The following is a 17,827-nucleotide window of genomic DNA, read 5'->3' as shown; positions in this document are numbered from 1 at the left end:
CAAGATCGTCTCTCCTGCTATCCGATGCCGTTCATGGCCGACTGAATGGTGCGGACGTAAGCCTGGGCCGGGTCGTAGAGGCCGGTACCCAGTCCATCGGCAGCGCCCGGGAGGACCTGCGTCAAATTGGGCGTGCTGTTGGAATCGAGCGCGGCGGCGCCGTACCCGGACTGGATCTGGGCCGCCGCGGCCAGGGGAGTGGACGCCGCAGGAGTGGCCTGGCCGGCCGTCGCCCCGGTGGCGCTCGCCGCGTCGTCGCTCAGGATGCGGCGGATGTCGGTGGGCTTGCGGTAGTAGTCGTCCATGTTGACGATCTTGACCACGTCGCCGGTGCGGGGGGCGTGCAGCATCTTGCCGTCGCCGATGTAGATGCCGATGTGCGTCGCGGGGGAGCCGAAGGTCAGCAGGTCACCCGGCTGCGCCTGCTTCAGGCTGGGGATGCTGCGGCCCTCGTTCTGCTGGTCCTGCGAGACGCGCGGCAGCGAGATGCCCAGCTTCTTGTAGACGAGCTGGACCAGGCCGGAGCAGTCCAGGCCCCGGCTCGGCTCCGTGCCGCCCCACAGGTAGGGGACTCCGAGGTAGCGGCGGGCCTGCTCCACGACGTCCTGACCGGTGACCTTCCCGTCGGCGGAGCCGGAGGTGACCTTGCCCGTCGCCCCGGTGGAGGTGGTGGCGCCGGTGCCCGCCGTGGTGGTCTGCTTGGCGTCCTCCAGTGCGGCGGCGAAGTCGGTCGCCGAGGCGGACGAGGCGGACGAGGTCGCCGGGGTGCCCGAAGCGCCGGCCGCGGAGACGGCGGGCGCCCCGCCGAAGGCGTGCAGCTGGGCGATCCTCGCCGTGACGTCCGCGATGCTCAACGGCCCTTCTCCTGTCCTGCCTGCCACCTGCTCGACTGCCATCTGTCCGTCTGCGTCCCGCCGGTCCACGGCCTGCCGGGCTGCGATCCGCTGCTCGGCAGCCCGCCGGTGCGCGGCCTGGCGGCCTGCGATCCGCCGTCCGGCAGTCCGCCGGTGCGCGGCCGGCGGGTGGTCGACAGGTCGTCGACGGCGAGCTGCTCGGCGGCGGCGTCGGCCTCCTGGCGGGCGGCCTCGTGCCGTTCGGCCAGCTTCTCCACCATCCGGCGCCGCTGGGAGGCCGCGCTCCAGCTGTTCACGCTGGTGGCGACCTTCCGCTGGGCCTCCTCGGCCTGCTGCCGCCGCAGCGACAGCTCCGCGGCCACCGCGCGCCGGGCGGCCATCGCCGCGACGAACGCGGCGGCGTCGGAGGGCTCCGGCACGACCATCCGGGCCTGCAGCTCCACCTCCTGGTCCTCGACCCGCTGGGCGGCGGCGGCCGCCGCGGAGCGGGCCCGCATCACCCCGCCCTTGGCGGCGTCCTCCTGGGCCTTGCGGGCCCGCAGGATCGAGGAGAGCCGGAATCGTGGGCTCATGGGAGCTCCTTAAGGTCGTGATCCTGGACGTGGGAGGGAAGAGGGAGGGGAGATCCCGGCCGCAGGAACGTTCCGGCGGGGAGGTCCTGACGGGAGGTTCCGGGAGAGGTCCTGACGGGAGGTTCCGGGGGGTTCCGTCAGCGGGGAGCCCCTCAGCCCAGCAGGGCCTGGAGCTCCTGCCAGGCTTCCCCGGCCGAGGTGCGCTCCTCCATGTCCTGACGGAGGAATCCCTGGATCCGCGGCCACAGCGCCCGCGCCAGGTCGGCGTCGGGGTTGGTGCCGGGTACGTAGGCGCCGATCTCCACCAGTTCGCGGATGTCGCGGTGGGCGGCCAGCAGACGGCGCAGCGAGGTCGCGCCGGACCGCTGCTCGCGGCTGGTCACCGCGCCCGCGACGCGGGAGACCGACTCCAGCACGTCGATCGTGGGGAAGTGGCCCGCGGTCGCCAGGCGCCGGTCGAGCACGACGTGGCCGTCGAGGATCGAGCGCGCGGCGTCGGCGATGGGCTCGTTGTGGTCGTCTCCGTCGACCAGCACCGTGTACAGGCCGGTGATGGTGCCGTCGACGCCGGGCCCGGCCCGCTCCAGCAGCCGGGGCAGCATCGCGAACACCGACGGCGGGTAGCCGCGGGTGGCCGGCGGCTCACCGGCCGAGAGGCCGACCTCGCGCTGGGCCATGGCGGCCCGGGTGAGGCTGTCCATCAGCAGCAGGGCGTCACGGCCCTGGTCGCGGAACCACTCGGCGATGCGCGTGGCCACGAAGCAGGCGCGCAGGCGCACCATGGGCGGCTGGTCGGAGGTGGCCACGATCACGACGGAGCGGGCCAGGCCCTCGGGGCCGAGGTCGTTCTCCAGGAACTCGCGCACCTCCCGGCCGCGCTCGCCGACCAGCGCCACGACGGTGATCTCGGCCTCGGTGCCCCGGGTGATCATGGACATGAGGCTGGACTTGCCGACGCCGGAACCGGCGAAGATGCCCAGACGCTGCCCGCGCCCGACGGTGACCATGGTGTCCAGGGCGCGCACGCCCACCGGCATCGGCTCGGTGATCCGGCGCCGCTGCATGGCGTTCGGCGGCTCGTTCTCCACCGGGACCATCTCCAGCCCCGCCAGCGAGGGACCGCCGTCCATCGGGCGGCCCAGGCCGTCCAGGACGCGGCCGCGCAGCGCCTCACCGACCGGGATCCGCAGCGTGTCGCCGGTGGCGATCGCGGGGCTGCCCACTCCGATGCCGGTCAGGGAGCCCAGCGGCAGGCAGCTGAGCCGCCCGCTGTCCAGCGCGACCACCTCGGCCGGGACGGCGGCCGGGCCCTCGCCCAGGTACACCAGGTCGCCCACTTTGCCGGAGACGCCCTCCACGGCGACCGAGAGTCCGACCACGGCGGACACGCGGCCGGCCACGATGGGCCTGGCCACCTTGGTGGCGGCGGCGATGCGGGAGTCGAGCAGCGGGATCACAGGCCCAGGGCCTCCTTGACGCGTTCGAGGGCGGTGGACAGGCGGGCGTCGACGGCGGTCGCGTCGCACTCGGCGACGGCGTCGCCGGGCTTCATCCGGGGGTCGACGACCATGGTCACGCTCCGGCCGTCGATGTCGAAGGTGTTGTTCGCCGCGCCGACGAGGGCGGCGTGGTCGGCGGGGCTCAGCCGGACGAGCACGGGGCGGTTCTCCGGCACCAGGGCCAGTGCCCTGGCCAGGGCCTCGCGGCCGGGCTCGGGGCTGTTCTCGATCTCCCGGCCGAGTACGGCCTCGGCGAGGGCGTAGGCGGTCTGAACGATGAGCTCCTCCAGTTCGGCGGCCGCCGGGGCGGTCTGCTGCTCCAGCCGGCCCGCCGAGGTGGTGATCGCGGACAGGGCGCTGTCCAGCCGCGCGATCTTGCGGGCCTCGGCCCGGGCGACGCGCTCGGCCTCGTCCCGGACCTCGGCCGCGGCGGCCTGGCGGGCCTCCTCGCGGCCCTGCGCCCAGCCCTCGGCGTATCCGGTGGCCCGGGCCTCGGCCCGGGCTCGTTCCATCACATCGGCAGGGATGTTGGCTCCCGTACCGAAATCGGCGGTGAATCTGGCGGCGCTGAAGGTGCGCGCCTGCGTCCCCCGGACGACCACCTCAGGCGACAAACTCATCTTCATCCCCGCGACGAATCATGATCTGGCCCGACTCCTCCAGCGCCCGGATCGCGTGAACGATCTTGGCCTGGGCTTCCTCGACCGTGCGCAGCCGTACCGGACCGAGCAGGTCGATCTCCTCGACGAGGTTCTCGGCGGCACGCGCGGACAGGTTGCGCGTCACCTTGTTGAGCACGTCCTGGCTGACGCCCTTGAGCGCGGTCGCCAGGTCGGCGGTCTCGACCTGCCGGACCACCAGCTGGACGGCGCGGTCGTCGAGGTGGACGACGTCCTCGAACATGAACATCCGGCTGCGGACTTCCTCGGCCAGCTCGGGGCTGCGCCCCTCCAGGCCCTCCAGGATCAGGCGCTCGGTGACCCGGTCCGCGCGGTTGATGATGTCCACCAGCGGCTGCAGGCCGCCCACCGCCGACAGGTCGGACGGCTGGAGCACCGACGAGAGCTTGCGCTCCAGCATCGTCTCCACCTGGCGGATGATGTCCGGCGAGGTGCGGTCCATCACCGCGATCCGGTGCGCCACGTCGGCCTGCAGGGTCGGGCTGAGGCCCGACAGGATCTGCGCGCCCAGGTGGGACGGGAGGTGCGCGAGCACCAGCGCGATCAGCTGGGGGTGCTCGTCCTGCACGAACGAGAGCACCTGCCGGGGGTCGGCCCGCTGCAGGAAGCTGAACGGCAGGTCGACCAGCGTGGCCGAGAGCCGCTCGACGATCTGGCTGGCCCGCTCGCGGCCCAGCGACGCCTCCAGCAGCTCGCGGGCGAAGTCCATGCCGCCCTGGCCGGCGTAGCGGTAGGCGGTGGTCAGGTCGCGGAACTCCGAGAGGATCTCCACGGCGTCGCCGGGGTCGACGGTGCCCAGCCGCACGATCTCGGCGGTCAGCTCCTCGACCTCGGGCTCGCGCAGCTGCCCGAGCACCTTCGCCGAGTCGTCCTTGCCCATCTGCACGAGCAGGATGGCGGCCTTGCGCAGGCCGGACATGGTCTCGGTCATCGGCATGGCTAGTTCCTCCTGTCCGCGAGCCAGCTGCGCAGGACGTGGGCGACTTCCTCCGGCTGGCGGGACACCATGCCGGAGATCTCGTCACGGAGCTCCTCACGCTTGCCGGCGTCGGGCTCGGCGGGGGCGGGATCGGCCGGGGCGGCCATGAGCGCCTCGCGCTCGGAGGCCTCCAGGGCGGCCTGGGCGCGGACGCGCTCCAGCTCGATCTGGAGCTCCTCCAGACGCGCCTGCTCCTTCTTCGACAGCGCCGAGCGGCGCTTGCGGCGGCCGCGCAGCATCCCGATGACGAACAGGAGCGCGATGCCCAGGGCGGCAGCGCCGATCTTGGCGTACTCCATCGTCTGGGCGTCCTGCTCGGCCTTCTGAGCGGCGGCGAGGTCGGCGGCGGCCTTCTCGGCGGTGCTGTTGTCGAACGGCATGGCGGCGACGGCGATGGTGTCGCCCCGCTGGGTGCTCACACCGGCGGCGGAGGTCACGATGCGCTGGATCTCGGCCATGTCCACGCCGGCGGACGCCTGGCCGTCGACCATCACGGCGACGTCGAGCTTGCGGACCGCGCCGGGCGCGGTCTTGCGGGTCTCGCTGACCAGGCCGACGGCGTTGTCACGGGTCTCGGTGACCGACCGGTAGTTGTTGCCGGCCTGGGTGCTCGGGACCTGGATGTTGTCGGGACCGAGGACGCCGCCGGTCGGCGTGCCGCCACCGTCGTAGCTCTCCTCCTTGGTCGTCGACGACAGCGGCGGGGTGTTCGGGTCGCTGACGTAGCGCTGGCTCTTGGTCTCGGTCTGGTCGTAGTCGAGGTCGGCGGTGACCTTGACGACGGCCTTGTTCGGGCCGAGGACCTGGGTCAGCATCTGCTGGATCGAGCTGCCCATCCGCTGCTCGAACGCCTGGGTCTGCTGCTCGCGCTCGTCGCCGGCGCCGGTCAGGGCCTGCTCGCCGCCGGCCGACAGCACCCTGCCGGTGGAGTCGGCGAGGGTGACGTCGGTCGGCTCCATGCCCTCGATGCTGGAGGCGACCAGGTTCACCACGGCCTTGACCTGCGCGGTGGTCAGCTCCTTGGTGGGGACGGTGCTCACCAAGACCGAGGCGGTCGGCTTGGCGGCGTCGTCGGAGAAGACGTCCTTCTGCGGGATCGCGAGGTGCACGCTGGCGGAGTTGACGCCGTCGATCGCCTTGATGGTCTTGGCGAGCTCGCCCTCCAGGGCGCGCTGGTAGCCGACGTGCTGCATGAAGTCGGAGGTGGTGACACCCTGCTTGTCCAGCAGGGCGTAGCCGCCGCCGTCCTCCTGGGACGGCAGGCCCTCACCGCTCATCTTCAGCCGCAGGTCGTACACCTGGGCCTGGGGCACCAGGATCGTGCTGCCGCCGTCGGTGAGCTGGTAGGGAACGCCTTCGGCGGTGAGCTTCTCGACGATCGCGTTGCCGTCGGACCCCGACAGGTTGGAGTACAGCGTGCCGTACGTGGGCTGCGAGGCCCACTGCGCGAAGAAGAATCCACCCACCGCGAGGACGAGGACGAGCGAGATGGTGACGGCCTTCTGCCCGCTGCTGAACGACGCGAAGGCGGAGCGGCCCTGGCGGAGGGCGGCGAGTGCGCGTTCCTGCATCAGCCCTGCAACCTCATGATCTCGGTGAAGGCGGCGATGGCCTTGTCACGGACGGCGACGGTGAGCTGGGTGGCCAGTGCGGCCTCGGTGCTGGCGGCCATGTAGTCGTGGGCGTCCTGCAGGTCGCCGGTGGCGGCCTTGACGGCCAGCGCGTCGGCCTTGGACTGCGTGGCCTGCAGGCCCTCGACGCTCTGGGTGAGGATCCCACCGAAGACGTCGCCCGCGTTCCGCGCGGCCGACAGGCCCGACGGGGCGTCGGGGGCGACGATGCGCAGCGGTCCCGCGATGGGGCCGATCGAGTCGATGCTCATCCGTTCCTCCCGAGCTGGAGCGCGGCCTGGTAGGCGTCATAGGCGCGGTCGACGACCGAAAGGTTGGCCTGGTAGGAGCGCTGCGCCATCATCAGCTGCCCCATCTGGGCGCCGAGGTCGATGTCGGGGTAGCGCACGTAGCCCTTCTCGTCGGCCAGGGGGTGGTCGGGCTCGTAGACCAGGCGGCCCTCGGCCTTGCCCAGCTCGATTCCGCCGACCTGGACGCCGCCGTTGCCCGAGCCGTAGTCCACGGCCTGGGCGAGCACATAGCGGGCCCGGAACGCCTCACCGCTGGTGGGCGCGACGTTGTTGATGTTGGCGATGTTGTCCGACACGGCGTCCAGCCACTTGCGGTAGACGGTCACACCCGTGCCGGCGATGCCGATCGCTCCGAAGGGACCGGTAGCCATGGTCACGCACCTCCCCTGATGACGGAACGCAGCTGGCCGTACTTGGCGTCGAGGGCTTTCAACATCGTCTGGTAGCGCAGCACGGTGTCCATGTGCGACAAGGTCTCGTGGTCGAGGTTGACGTTGTTGCCGTTCTCCCGGGTGGGCTCAAGGGAGCGGGCGACGCCCGGCTGCACACCTCTGACGGCACTGGCGGCCTTGTCGGGTGATCCGCTGGTGACCGCGGTCCGCAGGGCCTCCTCGAACTGGACGCGGCCGGCGAGGAAACCGGGAGTCTCGATATTGGCGATGTTGTCGGCGATGACTCGCTGGCGCTGGGCCAGGCCCTTCAGCGCGATGCGCACAGCGCTGGAGGTGACGTCCTCGAGCACGAACAGACTCCGTTCGCTCTACTACGACCGCCGATCCATGGCGTAACGGGGCGAGCACTCCCTGCTCAGGTAGGCCCATCGGACAGTCCGGAGTCGTCCTGAGGACTTTTCCGGCTTTCGTCTCCGTCCTCGTGCCAAGTCCTCAGATGGGGGAGCCGCCCTGCCGATGGGGCGGCGAGCCCATTCTCGAAGCCGCCCACCAGCGAGGAGAGCCCGCGTGACCGAAGGCATCGCCGCGATCCAGGCCCGTGTGGCCGTCCTGCAGAGCCAGTTCGCCCAGATCACTCCCCGTTCCGGCGTCTCCTCCGCCCAGCAGTTCGCCACCCGGCTCACCACCGAGCAGCAGAAGGCCGCGGCCGCCGGCACGACGTCCACCTCGCCGTCCGCTCCCGCGGCGGGCGCCTCCGGCACTTCCGGTACGGCGAGCACCTCGGCCACGACCGGGACGACAGGGACGAACGGGACCACCGGGACCACCGGGACCACCGCCACCGAGAAAGCGCACGAGCACTCCAAGGTCCTCGGCGGCGGCGACCGCATCACGGCCACCATGAAGAAGGTCATCGACGACGTCGACGCCAAGTTCGGCCCGTTCCCGACCATCGGCGCCTGGCGGGCCGACGGCGGCATGCCCGGCAGCGACCACCCCACCGGCAAGGCCGCCGACTTCATGATCACTACGGGCGGCAGGATGCCTTCCAGCGCCAAGCTCAAGGAGGGCTGGGAGGTCGCCAACTACGTCAAGGACAACGCCGGGAAACTCGGCATCAAATACATCATCTTCGCCCAGCACATCTGGAGCCCCGCCCGGGCGGACGAGGGCTGGCGCCTGATGGAGGACCGCGGCAGCGTCACCCAGAACCACTTCGACCACGTGCACATCTCCGTCGAGAAGTAGTCCCCCGACAAGCGGCCCCGCGGGTGACCGCCCCTCCCGGCGGATGGGTACGTACGGTACCGCTGCGGACGATGTGAGCGGGGGCGGGGCGTGCGACGACGAGCGCGGGGATGGGCGCAGACGCTGCTGGCCCTCACCGGTGTCACCGCCGTGCTCGCCCCGCTCGGCGGCTGTGCCGCCCCCGCCCCGGTCCGCGCCATGTGGCTGTGGCACCCGGCCGACCCGGCCGCCGTCGTGGAGTGGGCCACCGCCCAGCAGGTGAGCGAGATCTTCGCCTACGTGCCGGAGGAGCTCACCGCCGCCGAGCGCGCCCGGCTGGCCACGCTCAAGAAGAACGCCGACGCCGCCGGGATCAAGCTGGCCGCCCTGGGCGGCGCGCCCGAGTGGGCCCTCGACCACGCCGCCGCCCTGTCCTGGCTGCGCACCGCGATGGGCACCGGCCTGTTCCACGCCGCCCACGTCGACGTCGAGCCGTACCACCTGCCCGCCTGGCGCACCGACCGGGCCGGGACCGTCGCGTCCTTCACCGCGCTGCTGACCGGACTCCGCGACGCCGACCCCCGCCCACTCGAGGCCGACGTGCCGTTCTGGTACCACACCGTCCCCGCCGCCCCCTCCGGCGCGGACCCGGCGAACTCGGCGGGCTCGCCGACCACCGGGGGCTCCGGGACCCTGGCCGACGAGGTCCTGGCCCGCACCGACGCGGTGACCGTCATGTCCTACCGCGACACCGCCACCGGCCCCGGCTCCATCATGGAGATCTCCGCCGACATGCTCCGCCGCGGCGAGCGGGCGGGCCGTCCGGTACGGCTCGGCGCCGAGACCCTCCGCCTGCCCGACTGCCCGCACTGCACCTTCCACGGGAAGGGACGCGCGGCGATGGACGCGGCCCTGGCCGAGGTCGACGCGGCCGCCGCCGGCTATCCCTCATTCGCCGGCATCGCCGTCCACGACTACACCGCCTGGACCGCACTGCCCCCCTGACCGCCCTGCCCCCTGACCGCCCTAACGCCAGCCGGTCGGCAGCCCCGGGACCGCTTTCCGGTAGACCTCGGGATGTTCGGTCACGATCGCCCAGTCATAGAGGGGGTCGCTCTGGTTACCACGATCGGACGTTCGCTCTCCAACGCCGCGCCGATCATGGCGGCGGTGTAGACATCGCCGGACAGATGCAGCGGGACCGCGCTGGCGTCCAGGGCCGGGCCGTAACGCGAGACGCCCTCTTCCCGCCGGAGTGACCGGTGGGAAGAGGGCGTTCGCTTGTTACGCCAGACCTACATCAGACCTATGTCTGACCTACGTCAGAGCGTTGTCGGGTCAGGCCGTGGGCTCGGGCTCGACGACCGGGTCGGGCTCGGGAGCCGGCTCGACGACCGGCTCCTCGGGGTCCGCGACGGGCTCCTCGGGCTCCGGCTCGGGGTCGTGGGCGTTGACGTTCTTGGCCAGGTGGCCGGCGGTGGTCCTGGTGCCGTTGGCGGTGACCACGTCGTCCACGGCCAGGAGGTCGAAACCGCCCTTGACCTCGTCCTTGACGACCTTGGTGGCGCTGGTGACGGTGATCACCAGGTCCGTGCCGCGGTAACCCTTGTGACCGGAGGCCACATGCACCGTGATGGTGCGGGCCGCCGCGTCCACCTCGGTGACGGTGCCGACGGCCGTGAACGGCTGGGCGGCGGCGGCCTTCTTGGCGGCGGCGGCCTTGGCAGCCGCGGCCTTCTTGGCGGCGGCGGCCTTGGCAGCCGCAGCCTTGGCGGCGGCCTTGGACTTGGCCGATACGGTCTTGACGCTCTTGGCCTTGGGGGCGGCGTTGGCGGCGCCCGCGGCGGCGGGCACGCTCACCGTGACGGCGGCGGCCAGCAGCAGCGCGCTCCAGGCCTTCCTGCTGTTCGACATGGCATCCCTTCCGATTGCCGACAGTGGTTCCTCGGCTACATTCGGCAGCCGGAGGATCTACTGAAGGGAAACCGGAAGAAACCCGAGTGCTCCCGTCGTGCACCGCCGCCGCTCGCCGCATGACATAGGACCGCCGCCCTACGGTGTGCGGACACGTGCCGTACGGCGGGCGGCTGCGGGGCCGCGATGGGGCCGCGATGGGGCCGGGCTCCGGTCAGCTGGGGACGGGCAGGCCCAGAACGTTCAGGCAGGGGTCGAGCAGCTGCTCCACGAGATCTGATTCGATCATGTCGGCGACGGTGAGGGCGTGCACGGCGCCGCTCAGCAGGTTCCACACGCCGCCCGCGCGCTCGGCGACCGGGATCCCGGCGGCGTCGACCGCCTGGACCAGCTCGAACTGGGCGGCCGCGGCGGCACGCACCCGGTCGGAGGTGTGGACCGCCCAGGACGCCGAGTGCACCGCCTTCGACCAGGAGCCGGCGTCGGAGCGGGCGCGGTCGGTCAGGGCGGAGAGGCGTTCGACGCCGGCTGCGCCGAGCGTGGCGACGCGGCGGCACAGTGCCATGACGGCCTCGTGCTGGGGGCCGGTGTCGACGGGCGGCTCGGGCAGTTCGCGGATGCCGGCCAGCCAGCCGATCGCCAGCCGCCGCCGGGTGTCGGTCGGCAGCAGCTCCCGCAGGTAGGTGGCCATCACCGCGTCGCAGACGACCGCCGTGGCGCGGGCGGCGGTGTCGTCCTGACGGCGGGTGCCGTCCTCGACGGTCCACGTCCAGTCGAGCACGTCGTGCCGGACGCAGTGCAGCAGCGCGTCGGGGGTGCCGATGGGCGCGCGCTCCAGCAGGGCGATCGCCCCGTCGGCCTCCTGCTGGGCCAGTCCGCGGATGGTCGGGCGCAGGATGGTCGCACCATGGATGTCCTGCCACAGCCGGGCGCGGACCTCGTCGTCGGGGAGCCTGCGGGCCAGCGCCGGAAGGTCGCCGGGGGTGAGACGCAGGGCGCGGGAAAGCACCGCGGCGGTCGCCGCTCCGCCGTCCAGCCGCGTCAGGTCGAAACCGAGCACAGGGGCGCTGACCAGGGAATACATTAAAACAGTGTTACACCGGGAATGGGATACAACCCAATTGATCACGATATTTATTACCAAATATCACGGTGCGTTCTTGGCGCAACACAATTAGTTGATAGAAGTGCGAGTTTTACCCGGGAAACGGGCAAGGCCGCCCACGGTCGTGACCGTGGGCGGCCTTGCGCGGTTCCCTCGGGACGGCACTCCTCCCGGGGTGCGGTCCCGCCGGGACGGCACTCGTCCCGGCCGGAGCCTCGGGCCCCGTCCCGCCCGCCGGGACGGAAGCGGAGCAGCCGCGGAGGCGGCGGATCAGTAGCGGAAGCGCGAGACCAGCTCGTGCAGGCGGGTGGAGAGCTCGGCCAGGTTGGCCGCGGCCCGCTGGCTGTCGGCCACGCCCTCGGCCGTCACGTGCGCGGCGTTGGCCAGCACCGAGATGTTTCCGGCGATGTCGGCGCTGCCGCGCGCGGCGTCGGCCACGTTGCGGTTCATCTCGTTGGTGGTGGCGGTCTGCTCCTCCACCGCGCTGGCGATGGTCAGCTGGTAGTCGTTGATCTTGCCGATGATCGTGGAGATCTCGGCGATCGCCGCCACCGCGCTCTCGGTGTCGGCCTGGATGGCCTCCACCCGCTTGGAGATGTCCTCGGTGGCCTTGGCGGTCTCCTGGGCCAGGTCCTTGACCTCCCCGGCCACCACCGCGAAGCCCTTGCCGGCGTCGCCGGCGCGGGCCGCCTCGATGGTGGCGTTCAGCGCCAGCAGGTTGGTCTGCTCGGCGATCGAGGTGATCACCTTGATCACGCTGCCGATCTCGGCGCTGGAGGCGCCCAGCTTGGCCACGGTGGTGTTGGTGGACTCGGCCACCGCCACGGCCTGGGAGGCGACCTTGGCGCCCTCGTTGGCGTTGTGGGCGATCTCCCGGATGGAGGCGCCCATCTCCTCCGACCCGGCGGCCACGGTCTGCACGTTGGAGGAGACCTGGCCGGCCGCGGCGGCGACGTTGTTGGCCTGGATGGAGGCCTCGTCGGCCGAGGCGGCGATCTGCCGGCTGACGCCCGACAGCTCGTCGGAGCTGGTGGCCAGGGTGTCGGCGCTGGAGGCCAGCGCCTCGATCGCCTGCCGCACCGAGTCGGTGGCCTGGTTGACCGCCACCGCCATCGCGCCGACCTCGTCGCGGGAGGCGACCTGGACCTTCTGCGTCAGGTCGCCCTTGGCCATCGCGTCCAGCACCCCGGACACCCCGGCCAGCGGCCGCACGATCAGCCGCGACACCGTCAGCGCCAGGCCCAGCGCCAGCAGCAGGCCGGCGGCCAGCAGCATCAGGATCTGGGTGCGGGCGCTCTCGTACTCCTCGGTGGCCGCGGCGGTCACCGCCGCGGCCTCCTGGCGCTCGGTCGCGGCCAGGTTGTCCATGGCGGTGTTGATCGCCCCGGCCACGTCGTTGAACTGCTTCAGGATTCCGGCGGTGTCCGTGGGGATGTCGACCCCGGCCGGAGGCTTCTCACCGAGCAGCACGACGCCGCGCAGGACGATGTACTTCTCCCAGCCCTCCTCGAAGGCGGCGACGTTCTCCTGCCAGTCCTTGGAGGAGGAGGGCTGGGACTTGTACGCCTCGAACGCGGTGGTCACGTCATCGGTGGCCTTGTGCAGGTTCTCCACGGCCTGAGCCTTCAGGGCCGGGTCGGGAATGGCGACCACACCGATGTTGATGTTGAACATGTCGGCCATCCGGCCGCGGGCGTCACCCAGGTGGGAGAGCCGCTGGACGTTGGCTTCCTTGATCTGGCTGATGTCGTCGTTCAGCTCGCTCATGCGGTTCAGCGCGACCGCGCTGATGCCGCCGCCCATGACGGCCACGACGGCCACCGCGGTCAGGATCTTGGTGTTGATCCGGCGGTCGGCGAACCATCCCAGCAGCGGATTACGGCGCGTGCCCGCGTCGGGAAGCACGGTTTCTACGGACGGGTCGGTCACGGTCAGGTCCTTTCCAGCGAGACCGGGGGCTGCTGGGGCAGCGGCGGATGAAGACGTCTTGCTCATCGCCCATCGGCACCCCGTGGTTCGAGGTGAGACGTTCGATATCCCGATGACCGCACAACCGATCGACTGGCCAGACGGTCAGCGGATGGCCCTCCGGCGGATCAGCGCGCGCCGCCCGCCGGCGGGAGCGCGGCGATCTCGGCCCGCGGGGACTGGATCTGCGTCGGCTCCAGCTCCGCGATGTCCGACGCGGGCTCCGGAGAGGCGGGGTCGGTGGCCCTCCTGGCGGCGGTCGGCACCCGGTCGACCGACAGGGTCGTGACCGTCTCCCCCGCCTCCTCGGACTCGTCCTTCAGGTAGGGAGCGGTGACCCTGCGTACCGCGGACAGCATGAGGCCGCTGACGAAGACGGCTATCAGGTACCGGACCAGGGCGGTGGCGATGTCGAGGTCCTCCAGCACGAACGCGTGCCACAGCGCCGGACCGGCGAGGACCAGGGCGAGCAGCAGAGTGAGGGGGTTAGCCAGTAGCACTGTCGGCGGCCGCCTTCCTTGCCCGGATCTGCGCGTTGAGGACGTAGCGCCGGATCACCTGTGCCTGGGCCTCCGGCGGATCGTAGATGACCACCGTGGTGACGTCCTCCCCTTCGTGGTCGCTCACGGTGAGCACGCTGCCCTCCAGCGCCAGGAGGTGGTTGTCCAGCACCATCTTGACCATCAGGGGCTGCTCCGCGGAGAGCCCGGCCGCCGCCCCGTGGCAGCGGACGCCGCGCTCGGAGATGTCCACGAACCGGCCGTGGAAGACCTCCGATCCCGTGGTGAGGTCCAGGAGCCGGATCGGTTCACCTGCGGTCACCCGTACGGCGGTGCGCCGGCTGTAGTAGTCCACGCTGCCGTCGGCCTCGATCGACCAGAGGCTGACCCGGTCGCGCTCGATGGAGGTGAGCACGCCGGGCGCGGTGTAGAGACCGCGGGGGCCGGTCCAGTGGAGGGACACCTCGGTACCGAGCGCCGGCACGTCGATGTCGCCGGCGCCGCGTGGCGCGGCCACCTTGACCACGAACCCGTCGACATCCTCCACGCGCGTCGGGTAGCTCCTGCCGTCCGACAGGGAGAGCTCCACGAGCGCGTTGATGCCGGGAAGGCTGACGGACGTCACGACTGCATCTCCTCAAGTCGCTCGCACAGCAGAGCGGTCCACGCCTGGCGGTTGCTGGGGCGGTCATCCAGGTAGGAGACCGGCAGGTCCAGATGGAGGACGCTGGCCGGGTCGCCGGTCGCCTCGACGGCGGTGACGGCGACGGCGTCCACCTTGCCGAGCGAGCGCAGGTGGCGCGCGGTGTCGGCGGTCTTGCGGGTCGCGTCGACGACCGCCCACACGGCGGTGGCGCCGAGCGCGTCGGCCACGGCGCCGGCCCACTCGCCGTTGCGCTCCTCGGGGGTGGAGGCGACGACGACCACGTACGGAACGTCATCGCGGTGGATCTTGCGCGCCTTCTGGGCGGCGGCCCGCGGGCCGGACAGGCGGCGGGAGGTGTGGATGTCGGTGCCCGCGGTGGAACGGGCCGCCAGCAGGATCTGGCCGGGGCCGATGTTCAGGATGCGCGCGGCCTTCTTGGCCAGCCGCAGCGCGGAGTGGGTCTCGCCGACGATGACGAGCACGTCGCCGGGGTTGCCCGGCAGGCCGGGGGCGTCGGGCAGGTCCGCCAGGGCGCTCTTGACCGCTCCGTACATGTCCGTCTCGGTGGCCTTGCGGGCCATGCCCTCGGGCATGCCCAGCTCGATCAGCCCGCGCACGAACGGCCGCTGCTGCTCGATGACGGGCGCGTGGAAGGAACGCGCCATCCCGGTGGCGGGCTGCTCCTCCACGACGGCCGGCGGCTGGTAGGCCCGCGCCACCAGGGCGCCGGACCGGGTGGCGGAACCGTCGCGCTGGAGGGCGCTCAGCATGTCGGCGAAGGCCAGGCTCTCCGCGCCGGGCTCGACGACGAAGTCGCCGGCCGCGGCGGCGGGGACCCGGGACGGCACGGCCTGCGCCGTACCGGAGGGGGCCGTGAACGCCGGGGAGCCCAGGGCCTGGCCCAGGCTGGGGGAGGCGGCGGGGACGGAGACCGGGGCGGCCACGGAGCCCTGGGCCGGGACGGCGGGGCGGGAGCCGGAGGCGCCCAGCTGCCGCTCCTGCTCCTCGGCGCGGGCCAGGAGCGCGGCCACCGGGTCGGCGGAGGACTGCACGGAGGCCGGGGCGGCGGTGGGAGCCTGGACCGGGACGGCCGCGGGGACGGCGGAGCCCTGGGCCGGGGCGGCCGGGCGGACCGGCTCGTCGTTGACCTCGACGGTCAGTTCGTAACGCTGGCGGGCGAAGAACCCGGCGAACCCGCCGGTGCGCACCCGGTCGGCCGACACGATGGAGACATCCGGTCCGTGCTCATTGCGGACCTGGGTCAGCAGCTCCTCGATGTCGGTTCCCTCAAGCAGCAAGCGCTTCGGCATCGGTCACAACTCCCAGGGTTTCCACACGGAACGGGCATTCCGCGATTTCGGTGTAGGACAGCAGGGGCAGACGGGGGGCGGCCAGCTTCAGCAGCCGCCGCAGCGGCATCCGCAGCTGGGGTGAGCAGACCAGGACGGGGGCGACGCCCTGGTGCTCGGCGTTCTCGGCGAGCTTGCTCGCCTGGGTGATCAGGCTCTCGGCGCGGGTGGCGTCGATGAGGAGCTGGATGCCCTGCTCGGTGGGGCGCAGCGACTCCAGCAGCGCGTGCTCCAGCCTGGGGTCCAGCGTCAGGACCGGCAGGCTCCCGCCCGGCTCGGCGTGCTGGGCGGCGATGGCCGGGCCCAGCGCGTTGCGGACGGCCTCGCAGAGCGTGTCGAGGTCCGAGGTCCCCTTGCCGGCCAGCGACAGCGCCTCGAAGATGCGCACCAGGTCCCGGATGGACACGCCCTCGTCGAGCATGGACTGCAGGACCGTCTGGATCTGGCCCAGGCTCAGCAGCGCCGGGGTGAGCTCCTCCACCACGACCGGGTGCGTGCGCCGTACGGCCTCGACCAGCGCGCGGACGTCCTCTCGGCCCAGCAGGCGGCCCGCGTTGGAGCGCACCGTCTCCGACAGGTGGGTGATGATGACCGATGCCCGGTCGACCACGGTCGCGCCGAGGAGCTCCGCCTGGTGCCGCAGCTCGGCGGGGACCCACTTGCCCTCCAGGCCGAACACCGGCTCCTGCCCGGCGCGGCCCGGCAGGCCCTCCAGTCCGTCGCCGATGGCCAGCACGGTGCCGGGCGGGGCCTGGCCGCGGGCGACCTCCACGCCGTTGACGCGGATGACGTAGGCCGACAGGGGCAGGTCGAGGTCGTCGCGGGTGTGCACCGGCGGCATGATGACGCCGGTCTCCATGGCGATCTTCCGGCGGAGCGCGCGCACCCGGTCGAGCAGGTCGCCGCCGGCGGTGTCGACCAGGTCGACGAGGTCGGGGGCGAGCGCCAGCTCCAGCGGGTCGACCCGGATCTCTCCCATGAGCGACTCGGGCGAGTCGGGCGCCGGACCGGCGGCCGCGGCGGCCTGGTCCTCCTCGGCCTGCTGGGCCGGTGCGGAGGGCACGCGCTGGGCGATGAACAGGACGATCCCGCCGATGACGAGGAAGGGGAGCTTGGGCAGGCCCGGGATGAGGACCAGGGCCAGGGCGGCGCCGCCGCCGACCTGCAGCGCGCGCTTCTGCGCGCCGAGCTGGCTGGTGACCGTGCTGCCCATGTCGCCCTCGCCGCTGGCGCGGGCGACCATGAGGCCGGTCGCGACCGAGAGCAGCAGGGCGGGGATCTGGGAGACCAGGCCGTCGCCGATGCTCATGAGGCTGTAGGTCTGGATGGCCTCGCCGGCCGGCATGCCCTTCTGGAACATGCCCACGGCGAAGCCGCCGACCAGGTTGATGACGGTGATGATGATGGCGGCGATGGCGTCGCCCTTGACGAACTTCGAACCACCGTCCATCGAGCCGTAGAAGTCGGCCTCCGCGGTGACCTCCTGGCGGCGCTTGCGCGCCTCGGCCTCGTCGATGAGGCCGGCGTTGAGGTCGGCGTCGATGGCCATCTGCTTGCCGGGCATCGCGTCGAGGGTGAAGCGCGCGCCGACCTCGGCGACGCGCTCGGCGCCCTTGGTGATGACGATGAACTGGATGATGATCAGGATCGTGAAGATCACCAGTCCGACGATGAGGGAGCCGCCGACGACGAAGTGGCCGAACGCCTCGATGACCTTCCCGGCGTAGCCGTCGACCAGCACCAGCCGGGTCGCGCTGATGTTCAGCGCCAGCCGGAACAGGGTCAGGACGAGCAGCAGCGCGGGGAAGGAGGAGAACTCCAGTGGCCTCTTGACGTTCATGCTGACCATGACCACGATCAGGGCGATCGTGATGTTGGCCGCGATGAGCAGGTCGAGGAGGACCGTCGGCATCGGGACGACCATCATGACGACGATCAGGACGACGCCGATCGGAACCGCCATCTGGCTCAGGCCCTTGGGCAAAGCGATGCCCCCTCCGCTTCCGCTTCTGGCTTGGAACGCTTCCGCAGGTCTGCTCCGTGACCCCGCACGCCGTCCTGGCAACCGCTCCCATCGGCCACCGCCGGAACCTCTTAAGACTTTTCGTGAGATGTCGTGAAAAAAGGCATGCCAAGGAGCCGCGGCGCCCGGAGGGCGCGGCGCGGCTCGGCCGGGGCGGAGCCGGCGATCTCGTGCCCCCGATCGGCAGGGGCCGGGCGA

General features: G+C 71.8%; 18 protein-coding genes. 2 read left to right on the top strand and 16 right to left on the bottom strand.

What is annotated here, in order from left to right:
• Nucleotides 1–17: 17 nt before the first annotated feature.
• The 9 genes from IEZ08_RS25410 to flgB form a co-directional block, all read right to left on the bottom strand.
• A complete protein-coding gene (locus IEZ08_RS25410) occupies nucleotides 18–854 on the bottom strand; it encodes a C40 family peptidase (protein ID WP_203863615.1) in 837 nt (278 codons plus the stop codon).
• Complete coding sequence (locus tag IEZ08_RS25405; protein WP_068922281.1) at nucleotides 851–1,426, bottom strand: flagellar FliJ family protein; 576 nt, start codon at nucleotides 1,424–1,426, stop codon at nucleotides 851–853. The genes IEZ08_RS25410 and IEZ08_RS25405 overlap by 4 nt, the downstream gene beginning before the upstream one ends.
• 152 nt (nucleotides 1,427–1,578) lie before the next feature.
• The gene (locus IEZ08_RS25400) at nucleotides 1,579–2,883 is read right to left on the bottom strand and encodes a FliI/YscN family ATPase (protein WP_189243124.1); all 1,305 of its coding nucleotides are present in this window, start codon (nucleotides 2,881–2,883) and stop codon (nucleotides 1,579–1,581) included.
• Nucleotides 2,880–3,545 (bottom strand): FliH/SctL family protein, encoded by a 666-nt coding sequence (locus tag IEZ08_RS25395; RefSeq protein ID WP_189243123.1) that lies wholly within the window; start codon nucleotides 3,543–3,545, stop codon nucleotides 2,880–2,882. The genes IEZ08_RS25400 and IEZ08_RS25395 overlap by 4 nt, the downstream gene beginning before the upstream one ends.
• Nucleotides 3,529–4,542: a flagellar motor switch protein FliG gene (gene fliG, locus IEZ08_RS25390; RefSeq protein WP_068922278.1), complete on the bottom strand. Its 1,014-nt coding sequence runs from the start codon at nucleotides 4,540–4,542 to the stop codon at nucleotides 3,529–3,531. The genes IEZ08_RS25395 and fliG overlap by 17 nt, the downstream gene beginning before the upstream one ends.
• 2 nt (nucleotides 4,543–4,544) lie before the next feature.
• Nucleotides 4,545–6,155 (bottom strand): flagellar basal-body MS-ring/collar protein FliF, encoded by a 1,611-nt coding sequence (gene fliF / locus IEZ08_RS25385; protein WP_068922277.1) that lies wholly within the window; start codon nucleotides 6,153–6,155, stop codon nucleotides 4,545–4,547.
• Nucleotides 6,155–6,466, bottom strand: a complete 312-nt coding sequence (gene fliE / locus IEZ08_RS25380; RefSeq protein WP_189243122.1) for a flagellar hook-basal body complex protein FliE — start codon at nucleotides 6,464–6,466, stop codon at nucleotides 6,155–6,157. The genes fliF and fliE overlap by 1 nt, the downstream gene beginning before the upstream one ends.
• Nucleotides 6,463–6,876, bottom strand: a complete 414-nt coding sequence (locus IEZ08_RS25375) for a flagellar basal body rod protein FlgC (protein WP_068922275.1) — start codon at nucleotides 6,874–6,876, stop codon at nucleotides 6,463–6,465. The genes fliE and IEZ08_RS25375 overlap by 4 nt, the downstream gene beginning before the upstream one ends.
• A gap of 2 nt (nucleotides 6,877–6,878) precedes the next feature.
• Nucleotides 6,879–7,247, bottom strand: a complete 369-nt coding sequence (gene flgB / locus IEZ08_RS25370; RefSeq protein ID WP_068922274.1) for a flagellar basal body rod protein FlgB — start codon at nucleotides 7,245–7,247, stop codon at nucleotides 6,879–6,881.
• A 217-nt stretch (nucleotides 7,248–7,464) separates the two neighbouring features.
• Between flgB and IEZ08_RS25365 the strand changes: the two genes are divergently transcribed.
• Nucleotides 7,465–8,145, top strand: a complete 681-nt coding sequence (locus IEZ08_RS25365) for a VldE C-terminal domain-containing protein (protein WP_068922273.1) — start codon at nucleotides 7,465–7,467, stop codon at nucleotides 8,143–8,145.
• Nucleotides 8,146–8,235: 90 nt separating this feature from the next.
• Complete coding sequence (locus IEZ08_RS25360; protein ID WP_068922272.1) at nucleotides 8,236–9,129, top strand: hypothetical protein; 894 nt, start codon at nucleotides 8,236–8,238, stop codon at nucleotides 9,127–9,129.
• Between the two features lie 333 nt (nucleotides 9,130–9,462).
• Here IEZ08_RS25360 and IEZ08_RS25355 read toward each other — a convergent pair whose 3' ends face one another.
• The 7 genes from IEZ08_RS25355 to flhA form a co-directional block, all read right to left on the bottom strand.
• A complete protein-coding gene (locus IEZ08_RS25355) occupies nucleotides 9,463–10,038 on the bottom strand; it encodes a hypothetical protein (protein ID WP_068922271.1) in 576 nt (191 codons plus the stop codon).
• Between the two features lie 214 nt (nucleotides 10,039–10,252).
• The gene (locus IEZ08_RS25350) at nucleotides 10,253–11,122 is read right to left on the bottom strand and encodes a hypothetical protein (RefSeq protein WP_068922270.1); all 870 of its coding nucleotides are present in this window, start codon (nucleotides 11,120–11,122) and stop codon (nucleotides 10,253–10,255) included.
• A 291-nt stretch (nucleotides 11,123–11,413) separates the two neighbouring features.
• Entirely contained in the window at nucleotides 11,414–13,072 is a 1,659-nt protein-coding gene (locus IEZ08_RS25345) for a methyl-accepting chemotaxis protein (RefSeq protein ID WP_218061668.1), read from the bottom strand.
• Nucleotides 13,073–13,239: 167 nt separating this feature from the next.
• On the bottom strand, nucleotides 13,240–13,611 hold the full coding sequence (locus IEZ08_RS25340) for a hypothetical protein (RefSeq protein ID WP_068922269.1): 372 nt from the start codon (nucleotides 13,609–13,611) through the stop codon (nucleotides 13,240–13,242).
• Nucleotides 13,598–14,236: a PilZ domain-containing protein gene (locus tag IEZ08_RS25335; RefSeq protein WP_068922268.1), complete on the bottom strand. Its 639-nt coding sequence runs from the start codon at nucleotides 14,234–14,236 to the stop codon at nucleotides 13,598–13,600. Before IEZ08_RS25335 ends, IEZ08_RS25340 begins: the two co-directional genes overlap by 14 nt.
• Nucleotides 14,233–15,567: a hypothetical protein gene (locus tag IEZ08_RS25330; RefSeq protein ID WP_189243121.1), complete on the bottom strand. Its 1,335-nt coding sequence runs from the start codon at nucleotides 15,565–15,567 to the stop codon at nucleotides 14,233–14,235. The genes IEZ08_RS25335 and IEZ08_RS25330 overlap by 4 nt, the downstream gene beginning before the upstream one ends.
• A complete protein-coding gene (gene flhA / locus IEZ08_RS25325) occupies nucleotides 15,545–17,569 on the bottom strand; it encodes a flagellar biosynthesis protein FlhA (protein ID WP_068922266.1) in 2,025 nt (674 codons plus the stop codon). Before flhA ends, IEZ08_RS25330 begins: the two co-directional genes overlap by 23 nt.
• Nucleotides 17,570–17,827 lie beyond the last annotated feature (258 nt).

This window comes from Planobispora rosea, from assembly GCF_014648175.1.
GTDB classification, from domain to species: Bacteria; Actinomycetota; Actinomycetes; order Streptosporangiales; family Streptosporangiaceae; genus Planobispora; species Planobispora rosea.
Note: the sequence above shows the minus strand (reverse complement) of the source record. Positions and strands in the feature narration are given on the sequence as shown.

Coding starts and splice junctions, on each gene's coding strand:
- IEZ08_RS25405 (WP_068922281.1), bottom strand. CDS start 1,426: ATGAGCCCACGATTCCGGCTCTCCTCGATCCTGCGGGCCCGCAAGGCC.
- IEZ08_RS25395 (WP_189243123.1), bottom strand. CDS start 3,545: ATGAGTTTGTCGCCTGAGGTGGTCGTCCGGGGGACGCAGGCGCGCACC.
- fliG (WP_068922278.1), bottom strand. CDS start 4,542: ATGCCGATGACCGAGACCATGTCCGGCCTGCGCAAGGCCGCCATCCTG.
- fliF (WP_068922277.1), bottom strand. CDS start 6,155: ATGCAGGAACGCGCACTCGCCGCCCTCCGCCAGGGCCGCTCCGCCTTC.
- fliE (WP_189243122.1), bottom strand. CDS start 6,466: ATGAGCATCGACTCGATCGGCCCCATCGCGGGACCGCTGCGCATCGTC.
- IEZ08_RS25375 (WP_068922275.1), bottom strand. CDS start 6,876: ATGGCTACCGGTCCCTTCGGAGCGATCGGCATCGCCGGCACGGGTGTG.
- IEZ08_RS25355 (WP_068922271.1), bottom strand. CDS start 10,038: ATGTCGAACAGCAGGAAGGCCTGGAGCGCGCTGCTGCTGGCCGCCGCC.
- IEZ08_RS25350 (WP_068922270.1), bottom strand. CDS start 11,122: ATGTATTCCCTGGTCAGCGCCCCTGTGCTCGGTTTCGACCTGACGCGG.
- IEZ08_RS25330 (WP_189243121.1), bottom strand. CDS start 15,567: ATGCCGAAGCGCTTGCTGCTTGAGGGAACCGACATCGAGGAGCTGCTG.
- flhA (WP_068922266.1), bottom strand. CDS start 17,569: ATGGCGGTTCCGATCGGCGTCGTCCTGATCGTCGTCATGATGGTCGTC.